The following is a 15,932-nucleotide window of genomic DNA, read 5'->3' on the forward strand; positions in this document are numbered from 1 at the left end:
AATAAGGAGGATTGCGCATGAGTGATGTAATGGCTGATCGTACCCCTCCGCATAATATAGAAGCTGAGCAGGCAGTCTTAGGTGCCATATTGATTGATCAAGATGCGTTAACGTCAGCATCAGAACTATTGGTACCTGACTCATTTTATCGAACGAAACATCAAAAAATCTTTGAAGTGATGCTTGGGTTGTCGGATAAAGGAGAACCAATTGACTTAGTAATGATGACGTCAGCGATGGCTGATCAAGGATTACTAGAAGAAGTTGGTGGGGTTTCTTACTTAGCGGAGTTAGCAGAGATTGTTCCAACTGCTGCTAACGTAGAGTATTATGCACGAATCATCGCTGAAAAGGCGCTGTTACGTCGTTTAATTCGAACGGCGACCCATATCGTGTCTGATGGATATGAGAGAGAAGATGATGTGGACGGCCTTTTAAATGAGGCTGAGAAAAAAATATTAGAAGTATCTCATCAAACAAATGCAAAAGCATTTCAAAACATTAAAGATGTTCTTGTAGATGCTTATGATAAAATTGAACTTTTGCATAATCAAAAAGGTGAAGTTACGGGAATACCAACTGGATTTACTGAATTAGATAAGATGACCGCAGGTTTCCAGCGAAATGATTTAATCATCGTGGCGGCGCGTCCATCGGTAGGGAAAACTGCATTTTCATTAAATATCGCACAAAACGTAGCGACAAAAACTGATGAAAATGTAGCGATCTTCAGTCTAGAGATGGGATCTGATCAGCTTGTTATGCGTATGCTTTGTGCAGAAGGAAATATTGATGCACAAAGACTTCGTACCGGTTCATTAACTTCTGATGATTGGGCAAAATTAACAATGGCGATGGGTAGCCTTTCTAATGCTGGTATATATATTGATGATACACCAGGGATTAAAGTAAATGAGATTCGAGCAAAATGTCGTAGGTTAAAGCAAGAACAAGGTCTTGGTATGGTCTTAATTGACTATTTGCAGCTTATTCAAGGTAGCGGGAAATCAGGAGAAAACCGTCAGCAGGAAGTATCTGAGATTTCTCGTACATTAAAAGGGATTGCACGTGAATTGCAAGTGCCAGTTATTGCCTTATCGCAGTTATCTCGTGGTGTAGAATCTCGTCAAGATAAACGTCCAATGATGTCTGATATTCGTGAATCGGGAAGTATCGAGCAGGATGCGGATATTGTAGCTTTCCTGTATCGTGAAGATTACTATGACCGAGAAACGGAAAATAAAAACACCATTGAAATTATTATTGCAAAGCAGCGTAATGGTCCCGTAGGTTCAGTAGAGCTTGCGTTTGTTAAGGAATTTAATAAATTCGTCAACTTAGAACGACGCTTTGAAGATGGGGCATAAAGGCAGTATAAAAAAGAAACACATTTCTTATAATAAGATGTGTTTCTTTTTTTATATAGGAAAGATAAGGCTTTCATAATGTGAAAATATAATTCTTACGAACGAAAATGAATTTTATTAAAAAAATGTTCGCTTTTTGGTTGACTTCTTTTTCGGTTTTGGTACAATTATATTGTTTGAATAGATCGTTTGAAAATCGCGGAGGTGCTTTAATAATGTCTTCAGTAGTAGTTGTAGGAACACAATGGGGCGACGAAGGAAAAGGTAAAATCACTGATTTTCTTTCTGAGCATGCGGAAGTAGTTGCAAGATATCAAGGTGGAAATAACGCGGGACATACAATTGTTTTCGGCGGAGTTAAATATAAATTACACTTAATTCCATCTGGTATTTTCTATAAAGAGAAAATTTGTGTAATCGGAAACGGCTTAGTAGTAGATCCGAAAGCATTACTTGAAGAGTTAAAATACTTACACGATCGTGGTGTAAGTACTGATAATTTACGTGTAAGTAACCGTGCACACGTTATTTTACCTTATCACTTAAAACAAGATGAGTTAGAAGAAGCTAGTAAAGGTGATAACAAAATCGGTACAACGAAAAAAGGTATCGGTCCTGCATATATGGATAAAGCTGCTCGTATTGGTATCCGTATGGCTGATCTTTTAGACCGTGAAGCATTTAAAGAGAAGCTTGAGCGCAATTTAGTAGAGAAAAATCGTTTATTTGAAAAAATGTACGACACAGAAGGTTTCAGCGTAGAAGAAATCTTTGAAGAGTACTTCGAATATGGACAACAAATCGCGCAATATGTATGCGACACATCTGTTGTATTAAATGATGCACTAGATAACAATCACCGTGTATTATTTGAAGGTGCACAAGGTGTTATGCTTGATATTGACCACGGTACGTACCCATTCGTTACATCTTCTAACCCGATTGCTGGTGGTGTAACAGTTGGAACTGGAGTTGGTCCTGCGAAAGTTACTCGCGTTGTAGGTGTATGTAAAGCATATACAAGTCGTGTAGGTGATGGTCCATTCCCTACTGAGCTTCATGATGAAATTGGTCACCAAATTCGTGAAGTTGGTCGTGAGTATGGAACGACAACTGGTCGTCCACGCCGCGTAGGTTGGTTCGATAGCGTTGTTGTAAGACATGCACGTCGTGTTAGTGGTTTAACGGATTTATCATTAAATTCTATCGACGTTCTAACAGGTATTCCAACTCTTAAAATTTGTGTTGCTTACAAATACAATGGCGAAGTTATCGATGAAGTTCCAGCAAACTTAAACATCTTAGCGAAATGTGAGCCTGTATATGAAGAGCTTCCAGGTTGGGAAGAAGATATTACTGGTGTAAAATCATTAGACGAACTTCCTGAAAATGCAAGAAAATACGTAGAGCGTGTTTCTGAATTAACAGGAATCCAATTATCTATGTTCTCAGTTGGACCAGATCGTAATCAAACAAATATCGTTCGTAATGTATACGAAGCTTAAGTGATATAAGAAATTGATTTTTGTAAGAAAAAACTCATGCTCTCATGAGTTTTTTCTTATCTTTTATAAAAAAATAAAAAAATGTATTGCAAAAATAAAAGATAATATGTTATGATATGTCTTGTCGTCACGAAAACATGACGTTGGTGAGTATGAGCCATTAGCTCAGTTGGTAGAGCATCTGACTTTTAATCAGAGGGTCGAAGGTTCGAATCCTTCATGGCTCACCATTTTATTTTTCGTGGCCCGTTGGTCAAGTGGTTAAGACACCGCCCTTTCACGGCGGTAACACGGGTTCGAATCCCGTACGGGTCATGTTTTTTTTATGTTCATTTTTGGTCCCGTGGTGTAGTGGTTAACATGCCTGCCTGTCACGCAGGAGATCGCCGGTTCGACCCCGGTCGGGACCGCCACTTTTGTTTATACCACCATTAGTGGTTTTATATATAGTTTTGGCTCGGTAGCTCAGTCGGTAGAGCAGAGGACTGAAAATCCTCGTGTCGGCGGTTCGATTCCGTCCCGAGCCACTCTCAGGATATTAAGTGGGCCCACTTAATATCCTTTTTATTTTGTCCAGTTTTACAAAAGTGGGTAGTTATTTTACAATAGAATGAGGAGCCTCTAGCAGTTGAAGCTAGAGGTTTTTCTATAGATCGTATAGGATTCCGTGTAAAAGTGGATGATACATGAGTCTATGAGAATAGAGGAGAAAATACTTAAACCAAGGATGCGGTCATATAGGGACATACTATATAAACGTCAATGTGTTTAGGGATTATTGACCATATTTTTATAAGGAGGAAATAGACGATGATGGGAAAGAAAATTTTAGTAGTTGATGATGAAAAACCGATTGCGGATATTTTGAAGTTCAACCTAGAAAAAGAAGGTTTTGAAATTGTAATGGCGCATGATGGTGATGAGGCGATTGAAAAAGCAAATGAAGAGCAGCCAGATATGGTTTTATTAGATATTATGTTACCGGGAAAAGACGGCTTAGAGGTATGTCGTGAAATACGTAAAAGCTCAGAAATGCCAATTATTATGCTTACAGCAAAAGACTCTGAAATTGATAAAGTATTAGGGCTTGAGCTTGGGGCGGATGATTATGTAACGAAGCCCTTTAGTACGAGAGAGTTACTTGCCCGCGTGAAGGCGAATTTACGTCGTCATCAGCAGGGTGGTGCTGCAGAGAAAGAAGAAAATACTGAAATGGTTATTGGACCAATCGTTATCAACCCGAATGCTTATAGTGTAACGAAGCGTGAAGAAAGCATTGAGCTTACACATCGTGAATTTGAATTACTACATTATTTAGCGAAGCATTTAGGTCAAGTTATGACTCGCGAACATTTATTACAAACAGTTTGGGGTTATGATTATTTTGGAGATGTACGTACAGTAGACGTAACAGTACGTCGTTTACGCGAAAAAATTGAAGATAATCCAAGTCATCCTACTTTAATTGTAACTAGACGTGGGGTAGGGTATTACTTGCGTGACCCAGAACAGGAATAGTATATGAAGAAAGTTGGTTTTTTTCAATCTATTCATTTAAAATTTGTGCTCATATATATGCTGTTAATATTAATAGCAATGCAAGTAATTGGTGTATATTTCGTTAGGGAATTAGAAAAAAGCCTTGTAAAAGGTTTTCAAGATTCCTTAACGCAGCAAACAAATTTACTTTCTTATAACTTGAAGCAAGAGTTTGTAAAAGAACGTCCTAAAGCAGAATCAGTAGATAAAGCTATTAATGATTCGATTCAAAAACTTGCATCGGATCGTAAGAGAGATATTCAAGAAATAAGCGTAATTGATTCTACTAAAAAATTAATGGCAATTTCAGACGCGTCTAAGCAAAATAAAGTAGGACGAACGTCAGCAGACACAGCTGTACAACGGGTAATGGTACAAAAAAAACCAGAGTCAAAGGTTGAGAAAGACGTGAAAACAGGTCATCGGGTTCAAGTGATGATTACTCCTATTCTAAAAGAACAAGAAGGAGAGGTACTTGGCGTCATTCGTATTGTTGCATCTATGGAAGATGTGTATAAACAAATGAAAGATATAAACCAAATTTTCGCGACAGGGACAGTAATTGCTTTACTAGTAACAGCTGTACTTGGGATTTTGTTGGCTCAAACAATTACAAGACCAATTTCAGATATGCGGAGACAAGCAATTGAAATGGCAAAAGGAAACTATTCGAGAAAAGTAAAAGTGCATAGCCATGATGAAATTGGACAACTAGCATTATCTTTCAATAATTTATCAAAAAAATTACAACAAGCCCGTTCTTCAACAGAGAGTGAAAGGCGCAAACTATCATCTGTTTTATCACATATGACAGATGGAGTAATTGCTACTGATCGAAAAGGTGACATCATTTTATTAAATGATCCTGCGGAAAAAATGTTAAATGTTTCGCGTGAAACGGCACTAGATCAATCTGTCTTAGAAGTGTTAGGGATACAAGAAGAATTTACGCTGGATCATTTATATGAAGAACCTGATTCAGTTTTATTAGATTTTAGTACGAGGAATGAACCATATATTTTACGTGCTAGTTTCTCTGTCATTCAAAAGGAAACAGGGAAGGCGAATGGTTTAATTGCTGTATTATATGATGTAACGGAGCAGGAGCGTATAGAGCGAGAGCGTCGTGAGTTTGTTGCGAACGTATCTCATGAGCTAAGAACACCGTTAACAACAATGCGCAGTTACTTAGAAGCACTTACGGATGGTGCATGGCAAGATCCGAATATCGCACCACAATTTTTAACAGTTACACAAGAAGAAACAGAAAGAATGATTAGACTTGTAAATGCGTTGTTACAACTATCTAAACTAGATAGTACAGAACATCGCTTAATGAAGGAATGGGTCGACTTTACTGATTTCTTTAATAACGTTATCGATCGCTTTGAAATGTCGAAAGAGCAAAATGTAAGCTTCAAACGATCTTTCTCTAAAAAATCTCGATTTATTGATATGGATGCAGACAAAATTACACAAGTTTTATATAACATTATTTCCAATGCATTGAAGTATTCGCCAGAAGGTGGCACAGTAACATATCGTCTGCGTGACCGCGGTGAGTTATTAGAAATTAGTGTGAGTGATCAAGGAATGGGTATTCCGAAGGAAAATGTAGATAAAATATTTGAACGTTTTTACCGTGTAGATAAAGCTCGCTCAAGACAAATGGGTGGTACAGGTCTTGGATTAGCCATTGCGAAAGAAATGATTGAGGCACACGGCGGCTCGATTTGGGCGAAAAGTGAGGAAGGAAAAGGAACAACTATTTATTTCACACTGCCAATGGCAACTGATGAAGAGGACGATTGGGAATGAGTATGGAAAACTTTAAAACGATAGTTTTAATTAATCTAGTTGTTATTAGCCTATTTCTTACTTTTAACTTATGGACATATGTCCCCGATTCTACTTCGATACAAAATGCAAAATTTGTTCAAGGTAATGAAGAGATAAATCCAATAAAACTTTCGGAGGTTGTTCGTCCATCCTCTGTCATTGTTCATAAAGAGAAAAATCATTATGTGAGTGAAAACAAGAGTAATGTGGATTTAATTTATAGAATTCTTGAAAATGGAGAGTTACATGATTTAAAGGAAGTGACAGGGACAGTTCCTAAAGGTGATTTTCTTTCGTATGTACATGGAGAAGAAAAAATCGAGTTTGTTTTTCCTACAAACATTCCACTGGATACGATTAAAAGTATGTTTAATTTTAAAGATAAAAACATAGAAGGTAATAGGAGTTTCAATCGTATTATAATCGACCCTTCTCGAAGTAAGGACCAAGAAATTAAAATTAGTTTTGTTTCCTATGATACTTATCCTTATCGTAAAATATATGAAGCGAAATTGAGTGGTGTTTATGTAAAGGATGTTATAAATGCTCAAAATCAACTTATAACAGTAGCGAGACCGTATTTTGAATATCAAATAAGTGATAGAAAAAAACTGTACTTACCAGATGGAATTACGGAATTAAGTGAGGTAGAGTATTTTGGATCTAGGTTAGATGAGGATACATTTAAAAATGCACTATTTAGTGATCCACGTTATTTAAGCCCTATTTCTGAGAAATCAAAAAAAATATTTACAGATGGTATACGTTCTATGGAAATTGATCAGTCAAATGCAATGTTGAAATACAAAAACTCCGCTGTACATAGTGATGAATCTATGGATAATGCAGCACTTTTACAAAAAAGTTTTGACTTTGTAAGTGGGCATAGTGGTGCCTTAAAACTCTATCGTTTTGATTATATTAATAAAGGGAAAACGTCCTTCCGTTTATATGAGGATGGGTTGCCTGTATTTAATAGCGATGGAATGGCGGAATTAAAGCAAGCATGGGGTTCGGGTGAAATCATGCAGTATGAAAGATCCCTTTTTGATCCAAGTTTCAAATTACCTAGTAAACAATTAACAACTTCTCTTGCATCGGGTCGTACAGTGATGACATCATTAGAGAATAATCCGCAAATTGATAAAAATTCAATTCAGGATGTTGGAATTGGTTATAAGTTATCATTGGAAAATTCCATTAACGAAGGAAAAAACGTTATTTTAAAGCCGATATGGTATGTAAAATGTGAAGAAAATGGTAAGCAAAAAATATTTGAATGGAGTGAGGGGGGACTAAATGGATTGGGATCGAATTAAAACCATATTTATTGTGACCTTTTTTGTTTTAGATCTCTTTCTTATCTTTCAGTTCATTCAAAAGCAAGATAGTAATCAATTGGAACTTGTGACAGAAACAAAAATTGATCAACAATTAAAAGAGTCTAAAATTACTATGGGGAGTTTTCCTAAAGAGCCGAAAAAAGAGTCGTTTATTATGGCGAAAAATAAAAGCTTTAAGGAAGAAGATGTGCAGTCTTTAAAAAATCAAACAGTGCATCTGCAAGAAGAATATAAGATAGAAAGTAAGTTGAAAGAACCATTTTTAAATGCAAAATCGTTATCAAAGGACAAGTATAATGATTTCTTAAAAAACTACGTGCTTGATGGGCAGAAATACGAGTTTGGGGCAATGAAAGATTCAAAAATTTATTTCTTTCAAAAGTATAAGGAGAAGCCGATTTTCTACAACAATCATGCAATGATCGTTGTAGATTTAAATGAAAAAAATGAGCTTGTTTCGTATACACAAACAATGTTAACGGATTTGAAGGAAATGGGCGAAAGTGAAAAAACGAAAGAACAAGAAATTATCACTGCTCAAACAGCTTTAGAAAATATATATGTAAAAAATAAAATTGCAGAAAATACGCACGTGAAAGAGGCGCAGATTGGATATGCGACTCTAGCTGAATCTTCTTCTAATATACAAGTGCTTGCTCCAACGTGGAACTTAAAGACTGAGCAGAAAAAGGACTATTTTGTGAATGCAATTGAAGGACAAGTTATGGAATTAGGGGAAACTCAAGTGCCGGAAGAACATAATGGAGTGAGAAAGAATGAGTATGCATTTTAGTGTACTTGCAAGTGGAAGTACAGGGAATATGCTATATGTAGGAACAGATGAAAAAAAATTGCTTGTCGATGCAGGTTTAAGTGGTAAAGCTACAGAGGCCTTATTTAAGCAAGCTGAACTGAATATAAATGACATATCAGGTATTCTTGTAACACATGAGCATAGTGACCACATTAAAGGATTAGGTGTATTGGCGCGTAAATATGATTTACCTGTTTATGCGAACGAGAAAACATGGAATGCAATGGAACATTTAATAGGTAATATCCCAACCGATCAAAAATTCATTTTTTCAGTAGGCGACGTGAAAACATTTGGGGATATTGAAGTTGAATCATTTGGTGTTTCTCATGATGCGGCAGAACCGATGTTTTATGCTTTTCATAACAACAATAGAAAGTTAGCTCTTATTACAGATACGGGATACGTAAGTGACCGTATGAAAGGTGTTATTAAGGGAGCGAACGCTTTCGTATTTGAAAGCAATCATGATGTGGAAATGCTTCGTATGGGACGCTATCCATGGAGCATTAAAAGACGCATATTAAGTGATGTAGGTCACGTTTGTAATGAGGATGCTGCATTAGCGATGGCGGATGTTATTACAGACGAGACAAAACACATTTATTTAGCGCATTTAAGCTTAGATAATAACATGAAAGAATTAGCGCGTATGTCTGTATCACAAGTATTAGAAGAAAAAGGTTTTTGGGTTGGAGAATCCTTTGAAATACATGATACAGATCCAAAAATGCCTACGAAAATTCAATACGTATAATTCTTCATTTTAGTAAACAATAAAGGTGAATATAGTTGTTTTCAGGAAGATAGGTGAACAAATATGTCCTTTATTGATGAAGAAAAATATCGTATTAAACGTGCAGGGAAAAAGAAACATAAAGGTATTGTTATTTCTAGTATAGCGGGAACAATTGTAGGGGCTTCATTATTTGCATTTGGAGCGCCTTTATTTTCAAATCATGAAGGTAAGCTTCCGCAAGTTGAAGCGAGTGAAAAAAATATGGCTGAAGCTCAAAGCGGAAATGTGTCTGTTAAACAAGTTAGCTTTGTAGACGCTGTTGATCGTGCTTCGGAGGCTGTTGTGGGTGTTATTAATATTCAACGAGATGATTTTTCAGAGGCTGATTCGGAAGCTGGTACAGGCTCTGGTGTGATTTATAAGAGAACAGATGGACATGCGTATATTGTAACCAATAACCACGTTGTCGCCGGGGCGAATCGTATTGAAGTTAGCTTAAGTGACGGTAAGAAAGTTCCAGGTAAAGTATTGGGAACCGATGTAGTCACGGACTTAGCAGTACTAGAAATAGATGCAAAGTATGTGAAGAAAGTGATTGAAATTGGTGATTCTAATACCGTTCGTAGAGGAGAACCAGTTATTGCAATTGGAAATCCACTGGGGCTACAATTTTCCGGAACTGTCACACAAGGTATTATTTCGGCTAATGAGCGCATTGTTCCTGTAGATTTAAATCAAGATGGACATTACGATTGGCAAGTAGAAGTATTACAAACAGATGCGGCAATTAATCCAGGTAATAGTGGTGGAGCGCTTGTAAATGTATCTGGACAATTAATAGGTATTAACTCGATGAAAATTGCAGCAAAAGAAGTAGAGGGAATTGGACTAGCTATTCCAGTTACGAGAGCTGTTCCTGTTATGAATGAGCTTGAAAAGTACGGTAAAGTAAAAAGACCTTACGTTGGGATTGAACTAAGATCATTAAATGAGATTCCAAATTACTATTGGTCAAAAACATTACACTTACCAGGTAACGTAACAGAAGGGGTTTGTGTTTTAGATGTGAAAAGTCCTTCGCCAGGTACGGAAGCTGGTCTAAGAGAACATGATGTTATTGTGGCGGTAGATGGAAAACCAGTGCGCGATATTATTGGGTTCCGCACGGCCTTATATAATAAAAAAATTAATGATAAAATGACTCTTACGTTTTATCGTGGTACAAAACGAGCGACAACAACTGTGAAATTAGGCATTCAAAAGTATTAAAAACAGGAGGGCCTACCTCCTGTTTTCTATTGTAGAAAAGTGAGGTGAAGAATATGAATTTACCTTGTTGTTTAGAACATGTTGAATTAGCATTAGATATTATTGTGGATGAGTGTGAAGTTGCGCCGGTTATTAACAATGTGGATAACTCTGAAGAAGAGAAGAAAACATGTGAATTTTGTCAAAATGAGGCGACATATGTTGTATCGAACACAGATTCTCACACAATATGTGGGTAACATTTGTGGATATGTGGATAAGTGCTGTGGATAACGTGTTTGTAAGGTGGGGAATAGGTGTGAATATCTCGATTATTTCAATCGGAAAATTAAAAGAAAAATACTTAAAACAAGGTATAGCAGAATACTTAAAACGATTATCTTCTTACGCAAAAGTAGAAATAATTGAATTGCCAGATGAAAAGGCACCAGAAAATTTAAGTGAAGCAGAAATGTTGATTGTAAAAGAAAAAGAAGGTATACGTATACTGGATAAAATTTCCGATGATACGCACGTTATTGCGTTAGCAATAGAAGGAAAACAAAAATCATCAGAAGAATTTGCAGCAAGTCTAGATCGTCTTGCTACATATGGAAAGAGTAAAGTAACGTTTGTAATTGGTGGATCACTTGGACTTAGCTCAGAAGTAATGAAGCGTTCAAACGAATCTCTGTCTTTCTCAAAGATGACATTACCACATCAATTAATGCGTTTAGTATTGCTTGAGCAAGTATATAGAGCGTTTCGTATTAATCGCGGTGAACCGTATCATAAATAGTTGTATACTAGTACATTAAAACGGCTACAGATGTGGCCGTTTTCTATATTTCATAATATGTAATAGGAGAACTGTATGAAGCCAAAACAACTACTAAGTTTATATATAGAAAATTTTTTAGTCGATGAACTACAAAGATTGGGCTTCCGTTATGCAAAGAGTGTACCTAAATTTTCTCGTAAACAAGGCGATTTTGAATTAACCTTTAGCTTCTCGCTCAGTACATGGAACTCTGAAAATTATTGTGAGTTTTGGACTATGTGGAATATTCCAGGATGGACAAGGAATATCCAGCATTTTAAGCTGAAAAATTTAGAATGTGATAAAGTGGAATTTAGTGAATTCATGCATAATGTAATGAATATTGGGATTCCCTATTATTCGCAAATTGATGATTGGAATACTGCGGCAGATTATGCTACAAGAAGTCCGATTATTTTTTATGAAAAAGTATGTGATTTTTATATGATGTCAGGGAAAGAAGAGAAAGCAAAAGAAATCCTTGAGAGAGGTATTCAAGAGATTAAAGATAGAAAACATGATAGTAATATGCAACTTCCAGAAATTAGAAATAGATTGAAGGAGTATTTTATACAGTAAACGCTTATTTCCTAAAATAAGTATGTTTCTATTTCTAAAAAAATATGCTGTAATATGAAGAGGAAAAAGTATAAGTAGTCAGAGAAGTGAGGAATTAAAGGTGAAGAAGTTTAAGAAGTTTTACTTGGAGATTACGAGTGTATGTAATCTTGCGTGCAGCTTTTGTCCGCCGACGGAAAGGCAGAAGCAATTCATTTCTGTAGAGGATTTTGCTAAAAGATTAGACCAAATTAAACCTCACACAGACTACATTTATTTGCACGTGAAGGGTGAGCCGTTGCTCCATCCGAAAATAGATCAACTATTAGATTTAAGCCATGAAAAAGGGTTTAAAGTTAATATTACAACGAACGGAACGTTAATTAATAAGAGAAGGCATAGGCTGTTAAATAAGCCTGCGTTAAGACAAATGAATTTTTCGCTGCACAGTTTTGATGGACACCCAGGATCGCAAGATAAAGAAGGCTATGTAAGGAGTATACTTTCTTTCATTAGAGAGGCGACAAGTCAATCGGATTTAATCGTTTCACTAAGATTATGGAATTTAACTCAGGATAATAAAACAAATGCTGAAATCCAGAAAAATAGGGATTTATTATCTATAATTGAAAATGAGTTTGATCTATCTTATCAAATTGAAGAGAAGCTTACACCAGGAAAAGGTATAAAAATTGCGGAACGTGTCTTTATTAATCAAGACTACGAATTCCAGTGGCCGGCATTACATGAAGAAGAGGATGATGGAAAAGGGTTCTGTCATGGACTTCGTAATCAGGCTGGAATTTTAGCGAACGGAACTGTTATTCCTTGTTGCTTAGATGGTGAAGGTATCATCAATCTTGGTAATATTAATACTGATTCATTTTCTAACATTATTGAAGGTGAAAGAGCAACAAATATTGTCGATGGATTTTCGAAAAGAGTTGCAGTCGAAGAGCTATGTAGGAAATGTGGATACCGTAAAAGATTTGGAAAATAAATATGAAATAAGCCCTCATAAAGCGAGGGCTTATTTTTTATTCTTGATAAGAGCGCTCTAATTCATCGATTAGGGAACCGACGTAAGAAACAGCTTTACGGATTGCATCTGGTTTTGACATGTCTACTCCAGCGTGTTTCATTAATTCGAGTGGTTTCATTGTACCGCCTGCACGGAGTACATCAAGCCAGCGATCAACAGCGGGTTGTCCCTCTTCTTTAATCATTTGAGCTACAGTAGTAGATGCAGTTAAGCCCGCAGAATATGTGTAAGAATATAAGCCCATATAATAGTGAGGTTGACGCATCCATGTTAAGCCAGCGCCTTCATCAATTTCTACGGAATCTCCCCAGAATGTTGAAAGGACCTTTGTTTTTATTTCGGTTAAAGTTGTAGCTGTGAGTGCTTGCCCTTCTTCCGCTAGGGTATATACTTGTCTTTGATATTCTCCCTCAAGTAGATGGGTGACGAAGTTGTGGTAATATGTGCCGAGTAGTTGCAGAATAACCCATCTGCGCATTCTCTTATCGTCAGTAGTCGCTAGTAAATGCTGGGCTAATAGTAATTCATTCATCGTTGATGGTGCTTCAACAAAGTACATAGATGGACGTACGTTCATAATGCGCTGATTTTTATTGGCTAAATAAAAATGACCAGCATGTCCAAATTCATGAGCTAATGTGAAGCACCCGCGCATCGTATCTTGCCATGTAATTAAAATGTAAGGATGGGAACCATAGGGGCTAGAGCAGAAAGCACCTGTTGATTTTCCAACATTATCTGCAAGGTCTACCCATCTTTCCTTAAAGCCTGTTTTGATAATCGTATTATATTCAGGTCCTAATACTTTTAAAGATTCTTGAATTAATTTACCAGCTTCATCGTATGTGATGGTTGGATTAAATTCAGGATCTAACGGTGCGTGTAAATCGCAGAAGAGCATTTGATCGAGACCTAATACTTTCTTTTTTAAATCTGCAAAACGGCGCATATGAGGCGCTAATTCGTTATAAATAATATCTAGTTGGTTGTTATACATTTCAAGTGGAACTTTTTGAGGTTCTAAAAGCATATGGGTAACAGACTCGTACTTACGTAAACGAGAAAGTGTCACTTGTTTTTTTACTTCAGTAGCATACGTTGTTGCAACTGTATTTTTATATCGTTTCAATGTGGCAACAAATGATGAATATGCTTTTCTACGTATATATGCGCTTGGAGAAAATTCATATTTACTTTCAAATAATGCAAACGATACAGGCAAATCATTTCCTTGTTCATCTTGTATAGAAGAGAAATCCATATCGGCTAATTTAGTCATACCGTAAATTTTGTAGGGAGAACTATGAACTTCACCAAGTGCAGCAAGAGCTTCTTCTGTTTCAGGTGAGAGAGTGTGCTGCCTTTTTTGTAGTATTTCTAGTAACGATTTACGGAAAGGTTCAAGTTTTGTTTCTTCAATTAAATATTTTTCAATTGTTCCTTCTTCGAGTGAGAGGATTTCATTATGGATAAAGGATAGTGCAGTATGTACAGTTGTCCATAAAGCAGAAATTTTTGAAGAGTTCGCTTGAATAACTGGATCCGTTCGATCAGCAGATTCTTTTAAATTTGCATATGAATATAGTTTTGTTAATTTCATTAAAAGCTCTTCCTCTAAAAGCAGGCAATTTAATAAAGTAGTGGGGCTAGTGTGTAATTGTCCTTTAAATGTATCAAGCTTTTTTATATCGTCTTTTAATACACGTAATGCAATTTCCCACTCTTTATCAGATTCGTATAAATCAGAAAGATCCCATGTCAATTCAGTAGGGACTTCTGCGCGAATAAGGCGTTTCTCAATTACATTTTTCATTTGTTATATCCCCCTTATTATAAGTATCTAAAAATATGATACTAGAAAATTCAGTAAAATGAAAATAATTTACATTTTTATACATGAAAAAGAAGGACAAGCATAAAAATGCTTGTCCTTCTAGTTAGATTTAAAAATTAATATACTTTATCACCGTTGAAAATAGAGTTTTTCACGACTACATAATCTACAGTACGAATTGAGTCTAACTTTGTTCCACCAGCGTAAGAGATAGAAGATTGAAGATCTTGTTCCATTTCGATTAAAGTGTCTTCTAAAGAACCTTTATGCTCAACGAACATTTTCTTACCTTCAACGTTTTTCTTCTCGCCTTTTTGGAATTCAGAGGCTGAACCGAAGTACTCTTTATAAAGTTTGCCATCTTTTTCGATTGTTTCCCCTGGAGACTCTTCATGACCAGCGAATAGAGAACCGACCATAACCATAGTTGCTCCAAATCGAATTGATTTAGCTACATCACCATGCGTACGAATACCACCATCAGCGATAATTGGCTTACTTGCAGCTTTTGCACACCAGCGAAGTGCAGCTAACTGCCAACCACCAGTTCCAAAGCCTGTTTTAATTTTAGTAATACAAACTTTACCAGGTCCAATACCAACTTTTGTTGCATCAGCACCAGCGTTTTCTAATTCTCTTACCGCTTCTGGAGTTCCAACGTTTCCAGCGATAACGAAGCTTTCTGGTAAATGTTTTTTAATATGTTGAATCATGTTGATCACGGCATTAGAGTGACCATGTGCGATATCGATTGTAATGTATTCAGGTGAAAGTTGCTCAGCAGCTAATTGTTGTACGAATTCGTATTCGTCTTCTTTAACACCAACACTGATTGAAGCAATTAATCCACGTGATTGCATATCTCTAATGAATGAGATTCGTTTCTCTGGTTGGAAACGATGCATGATATAGAAGTAATTATTTTCAGCTAAATAAGTTGCGATTCTTTCATCAATAATCGTTTGCATATTTGCAGGTACGACAGGTAATTTAAATTTATGTTTTCCTAAAGTGACAGTTGTATCACATTCAGATCGGCTATTTACAATACATTTTGCAGGAATTAATTGAATGTCTTCATAGTCAAATACGTTTTCCATCATTTACACCCCTAAAATACGAATATTTTATTTTTATTGATTAAAAATGTTCGTCCATAGGATAATTTACATTATTTTTATTAAGAAGTCAAAGATTTTCTTAACATTTTTTTTAAAAAAAAGCTAATATCTTTCGAAAATAACGTTAAAAACGAATTTAAATAGTTCTTTATATAAATAACGT

Annotated in this window: 14 protein-coding genes and 4 tRNA genes; 16 read left to right on the forward strand and 2 right to left on the reverse strand. The window is 36.1% G+C overall.

What is annotated here, in order from left to right:
• Nucleotides 1-17 precede the first annotated feature (17 nt).
• The 16 genes from dnaB to ACP6L7_RS28620 all read left to right on the forward strand — a co-directional run bounded on the left by dnaB (nucleotide 18) and on the right by ACP6L7_RS28620 (nucleotide 12,772).
• The gene (gene dnaB, locus ACP6L7_RS28545; protein ID WP_001286243.1) at nucleotides 18-1,367 is read left to right on the forward strand and encodes a replicative DNA helicase; all 1,350 of its coding nucleotides are present in this window, start codon (nucleotides 18-20) and stop codon (nucleotides 1,365-1,367) included.
• A gap of 215 nt (nucleotides 1,368-1,582) precedes the next feature.
• Nucleotides 1,583-2,872: an adenylosuccinate synthase gene (locus ACP6L7_RS28550; protein ID WP_000100227.1), complete on the forward strand. Its 1,290-nt coding sequence runs from the start codon at nucleotides 1,583-1,585 to the stop codon at nucleotides 2,870-2,872.
• A 154-nt stretch (nucleotides 2,873-3,026) separates the two neighbouring features.
• A tRNA-Lys gene (locus ACP6L7_RS28555) sits at nucleotides 3,027-3,102 on the forward strand.
• Between the two features lie 13 nt (nucleotides 3,103-3,115).
• Nucleotides 3,116-3,187, forward strand: a tRNA-Glu gene (locus ACP6L7_RS28560).
• Between the two features lie 22 nt (nucleotides 3,188-3,209).
• A tRNA-Asp gene (locus ACP6L7_RS28565) sits at nucleotides 3,210-3,285 on the forward strand.
• A gap of 41 nt (nucleotides 3,286-3,326) precedes the next feature.
• Nucleotides 3,327-3,399: transfer RNA gene (locus ACP6L7_RS28570), tRNA-Phe, on the forward strand.
• 283 nt (nucleotides 3,400-3,682) lie between these two features.
• Nucleotides 3,683-4,390, forward strand: coding sequence for a cell wall metabolism DNA-binding response regulator WalR (gene walR / locus ACP6L7_RS28575; RefSeq protein ID WP_002174499.1), 708 nt, complete (start codon nucleotides 3,683-3,685; stop codon nucleotides 4,388-4,390).
• 3 nt (nucleotides 4,391-4,393) lie between these two features.
• A complete protein-coding gene (gene walK, locus ACP6L7_RS28580) occupies nucleotides 4,394-6,229 on the forward strand; it encodes a cell wall metabolism sensor histidine kinase WalK (RefSeq protein ID WP_097831356.1) in 1,836 nt (611 codons plus the stop codon).
• Nucleotides 6,226-7,569 (forward strand): YycH family regulatory protein, encoded by a 1,344-nt coding sequence (locus ACP6L7_RS28585; protein WP_097831357.1) that lies wholly within the window; start codon nucleotides 6,226-6,228, stop codon nucleotides 7,567-7,569. Before walK ends, ACP6L7_RS28585 begins: the two co-directional genes overlap by 4 nt.
• Nucleotides 7,550-8,386 (forward strand): two-component system regulatory protein YycI, encoded by an 837-nt coding sequence (locus tag ACP6L7_RS28590; RefSeq protein ID WP_097831358.1) that lies wholly within the window; start codon nucleotides 7,550-7,552, stop codon nucleotides 8,384-8,386. Before ACP6L7_RS28585 ends, ACP6L7_RS28590 begins: the two co-directional genes overlap by 20 nt.
• Entirely contained in the window at nucleotides 8,370-9,164 is a 795-nt protein-coding gene (locus tag ACP6L7_RS28595) for an MBL fold metallo-hydrolase (protein ID WP_097831359.1), read from the forward strand. Before ACP6L7_RS28590 ends, ACP6L7_RS28595 begins: the two co-directional genes overlap by 17 nt.
• Before the next feature lie 63 nt (nucleotides 9,165-9,227).
• Nucleotides 9,228-10,415 (forward strand): S1C family serine protease, encoded by a 1,188-nt coding sequence (locus tag ACP6L7_RS28600; RefSeq protein WP_097831360.1) that lies wholly within the window; start codon nucleotides 9,228-9,230, stop codon nucleotides 10,413-10,415.
• Between the two features lie 53 nt (nucleotides 10,416-10,468).
• Nucleotides 10,469-10,654 carry a CxxH/CxxC protein gene (locus ACP6L7_RS28605; protein WP_001052825.1) on the forward strand — a complete coding sequence of 62 codons (186 nt, stop codon included), beginning with the start codon at nucleotides 10,469-10,471 and terminating at the stop codon, nucleotides 10,652-10,654.
• 59 nt (nucleotides 10,655-10,713) lie between these two features.
• On the forward strand, nucleotides 10,714-11,193 hold the full coding sequence (gene rlmH / locus ACP6L7_RS28610; RefSeq protein WP_097831361.1) for a 23S rRNA (pseudouridine(1915)-N(3))-methyltransferase RlmH: 480 nt from the start codon (nucleotides 10,714-10,716) through the stop codon (nucleotides 11,191-11,193).
• Nucleotides 11,194-11,268: 75 nt separating this feature from the next.
• Nucleotides 11,269-11,793, forward strand: a complete 525-nt coding sequence (locus ACP6L7_RS28615; RefSeq protein ID WP_097831362.1) for a hypothetical protein — start codon at nucleotides 11,269-11,271, stop codon at nucleotides 11,791-11,793.
• Nucleotides 11,794-11,893: 100 nt separating this feature from the next.
• Nucleotides 11,894-12,772, forward strand: a complete 879-nt coding sequence (locus ACP6L7_RS28620) for a radical SAM/SPASM domain-containing protein (protein WP_097831363.1) — start codon at nucleotides 11,894-11,896, stop codon at nucleotides 12,770-12,772.
• Between the two features lie 37 nt (nucleotides 12,773-12,809).
• Here ACP6L7_RS28620 and pepF read toward each other — a convergent pair whose 3' ends face one another.
• The gene (gene pepF / locus ACP6L7_RS28625; RefSeq protein WP_097831364.1) at nucleotides 12,810-14,627 is read right to left on the reverse strand and encodes an oligoendopeptidase F; all 1,818 of its coding nucleotides are present in this window, start codon (nucleotides 14,625-14,627) and stop codon (nucleotides 12,810-12,812) included.
• 137 nt (nucleotides 14,628-14,764) lie between these two features.
• Entirely contained in the window at nucleotides 14,765-15,748 is a 984-nt protein-coding gene (gene guaC, locus ACP6L7_RS28630) for a GMP reductase (RefSeq protein ID WP_000432440.1), read from the reverse strand.
• Between the last annotated feature and the right edge of the window lie 184 nt (nucleotides 15,749-15,932).

The sequence above is a fragment of the Bacillus silvicola genome, assembly GCF_050524305.1.
GTDB lineage: Bacteria > Bacillota > Bacilli > Bacillales > Bacillaceae_G > Bacillus_A > Bacillus_A cereus_AT.

Coding starts and splice junctions, on each gene's coding strand:
- dnaB (WP_001286243.1), top strand. CDS start 18: ATGAGTGATGTAATGGCTGATCGTACCCCTCCGCATAATATAGAAGCT.
- ACP6L7_RS28550 (WP_000100227.1), top strand. CDS start 1,583: ATGTCTTCAGTAGTAGTTGTAGGAACACAATGGGGCGACGAAGGAAAA.
- walR (WP_002174499.1), top strand. CDS start 3,683: ATGATGGGAAAGAAAATTTTAGTAGTTGATGATGAAAAACCGATTGCG.
- walK (WP_097831356.1), top strand. CDS start 4,394: ATGAAGAAAGTTGGTTTTTTTCAATCTATTCATTTAAAATTTGTGCTC.
- ACP6L7_RS28585 (WP_097831357.1), top strand. CDS start 6,226: ATGAGTATGGAAAACTTTAAAACGATAGTTTTAATTAATCTAGTTGTT.
- ACP6L7_RS28590 (WP_097831358.1), top strand. CDS start 7,550: ATGGATTGGGATCGAATTAAAACCATATTTATTGTGACCTTTTTTGTT.
- ACP6L7_RS28595 (WP_097831359.1), top strand. CDS start 8,370: ATGAGTATGCATTTTAGTGTACTTGCAAGTGGAAGTACAGGGAATATG.
- ACP6L7_RS28600 (WP_097831360.1), top strand. CDS start 9,228: ATGTCCTTTATTGATGAAGAAAAATATCGTATTAAACGTGCAGGGAAA.
- ACP6L7_RS28605 (WP_001052825.1), top strand. CDS start 10,469: ATGAATTTACCTTGTTGTTTAGAACATGTTGAATTAGCATTAGATATT.
- ACP6L7_RS28615 (WP_097831362.1), top strand. CDS start 11,269: ATGAAGCCAAAACAACTACTAAGTTTATATATAGAAAATTTTTTAGTC.
- pepF (WP_097831364.1), bottom strand. CDS start 14,627: ATGAAAAATGTAATTGAGAAACGCCTTATTCGCGCAGAAGTCCCTACT.
- guaC (WP_000432440.1), bottom strand. CDS start 15,748: ATGGAAAACGTATTTGACTATGAAGACATTCAATTAATTCCTGCAAAA.